This is a genomic window from Mesorhizobium sp. M7A.F.Ca.ET.027.03.2.1, from assembly GCF_003999175.1.
Lineage (GTDB): Bacteria > Pseudomonadota > Alphaproteobacteria > Rhizobiales > Rhizobiaceae > Mesorhizobium.
This window is the reverse complement of record NZ_RZOM01001053.1, coordinates 1-2173: the sequence shown is the minus strand read 5'-3', so window position 1 is coordinate 2173 and position 2173 is coordinate 1. Positions and strand designations below refer to the sequence as shown.

Here is a 2173-nt window from a genome sequence, read left to right as displayed (position 1 = left end):
GAACTGGATGAAGCGCAGGATCTCGCCGATCGCCTCGCGCGGCTGGTGGCCCGCAAGCAGGATGTCGGAAATGACGATGGCGCCGGCATTGATGAACGGGTTGCGCGGAATGCCGTTCTCATGCTCGAGCTGCACAATCGAGTTGAATGGATTGCCTGACGGTTCGCGGCCGACCCGCTGCCACAGCGCGTCGCCGACATTGCCGAGCGCCAGTGTCAGGGTGAACACTTTCGAGATGCTCTGGATGGAAAAGGCCTGGTCGGCGTCCCCCGCCGTCAGCACGCGCCCGTCATTGGTAACCGCTGCGATGCCGAATTTCGTCGGATCGACCTTACCCAACTGCGGAATGTAAGAAGCGACATCACCGCGATCGGTGCGATCGGCCATTTCGGCAGCGACTTCGGCCAATGCCTGATCAAGTTTGGAGGCCTGATCAAGTTTGTGGGCCTGATCAAGTCTGAGGGCCTGTTCGAGTTCCGGCATGGCGCTACCTCAACCAGCGTTCGAGGCGCGCCATTGCCTCAACCATGTCGTCGTGGCTGCCGGCGTAGGAGAAACGCATCGTCCGGTGCCCGGCCTGAGTGTCGAAGTCTTGGCCGGGTGTTGCCGCGACATGCGCCTCGGCCAGCATCTTTCGCGCGAAGGCCATGCTGTCATTGCTATGCCTGGTGACGTCACAAAAGGCATAAAAGGCGCCGTCCATGGGCGCCGCCAGCGGAAAGCCGAGTTCCGGGAGGCGTTTCATCAAGAGTTCGCGATTCCAGGCATAGCGACCCTTGACCGCTTCCAGTTCCTCGGTCGCCCTGAACGCTTCGATCGCCGCGATCTGCGACAGTTCCGGCGGCGAGATGTAGAGGCTCTGGGCGACGCGCTCGACCGGCCGCACCAGTTCTTGCGGCAGCACCATCCAGCCGATGCGCCAGCCGGTCATGCAGTAATATTTGGAGAAGGAGTTGATCACGGTCACGTCGCCTCCATAGGCAAGCGCCGTGGTGTCGGGGGCGGCATAGGCGAGCCGGTGATAGATTTCGTCGGAGATGACGGCGATGCCGAGGTCTTGTGCCGTCCTCACCAGGGCCGCCAGTTCATCGGCCGGTATGACCGCGCCGGTTGGATTGGCGGGACTGGCGAAGAGAACGCCTTTCAGCGGCTTTTCACGATGCGCGGTCTCGAGATGGCCGGCATGCACGTAGGCGGCGTCGCCCAGCTCGATCTCGACCACCTCGATGCCGAGCGCGGCCATGATGTTGCGATAGGCGGGATAGCCGGGTGCCGCGATGGCGACGCGGTCACCCGGGTCGAACATCGCCAGGAAGGCGAGGTTGAAGGCGGCCGACGATCCAGTGGTCACCGCGATCCGGCCGGGCTCGATATCAAGCCCGTAGTGATCGGCGTAGTGTCCGGCGATCGCCTTGCGCAAACCTGCCAGTCCCAGCGCGTCGGTGTAGCCGATGCGTCCGTCCTGCAGCGCCTTGGCGGCTGCGGCGCGAACCAGAACCGGTGCGGGATCGGAGGGCTGGCCGACGGCCATCGAAACAACCGGCACGCCCTGGGACTTCAGCCGGTTTGCCTCTGCCAGAATGTCCATCGCATGGAAGGGCTCGACATTGCCACGACGTGAGAGCGAAACGACCATTTAACCAGTATTCCCGATGACTGACGGCGCCAGGCACTGGCGCATGTGCCGCACAAATGCCCGATTGATGTGAGGATCACAAGTTGAGGAAGTTTCCGGCGCCGACTTTTCATCTTTCGCCCGCTCGTCTACCAGTGGAGCCATCATGTTGAGCCGACCCAGATCGACGATTGCCCAGGCAGCGCGCGTCTTCGCGACGCTTTCGCTTGGCGTTGCCGTTGCAATGGCGAGTTCGGTCAGCGCCTTTGCCCAGAACGTGCCGGTGGTGCGCGACGCCGAGATCGAGGCGCTGGTTCGCGATTACGCGCGGCCGATCTTCAGGGCGGCTGGCCTGGCGAATGACGGCATCGACATCGTTCTGGTCAATGACCAGAGTTTCAACGCCTTCGTGACCGGGCGCCGGCTGTTCATCAACACCGGCGCGCTGATGACGGCTGAAACGCCCAACGAGATCATCGGCGTCATCGCGCACGAAGCCGGTCATATCGCCGGCGGCCACCAGCAGAAGCTGCGCGACCAGCTCGAACGAGCCAAGAC

General features: G+C 63.0%; 3 protein-coding genes. 1 reads left to right on the top strand and 2 read right to left on the bottom strand.

Going from position 1 to position 2173, the window contains the following annotated elements; translation table 11 throughout:
* Nucleotides 1-483 (bottom strand): glutaminase (locus EN750_RS31015; RefSeq protein ID WP_189526577.1); only part of this gene is annotated, 483 nt, incomplete at its 3' end.
* Nucleotides 484-487: 4 nt separating this feature from the next.
* Complete coding sequence (locus EN750_RS31010) at nt 488-1636, bottom strand: aminotransferase class I/II-fold pyridoxal phosphate-dependent enzyme (protein WP_127398999.1); 1149 nt, start codon at nt 1634-1636, stop codon at nt 488-490.
* Between the two features lie 145 nt (nt 1637-1781).
* On the opposite strand from EN750_RS31010, the gene EN750_RS31005 reads away from it, so the two are divergent.
* A partial coding sequence (locus tag EN750_RS31005) for a M48 family metalloprotease (protein WP_145968079.1) occupies nt 1782-2173 on the top strand: 392 nt, incomplete at its 3' end.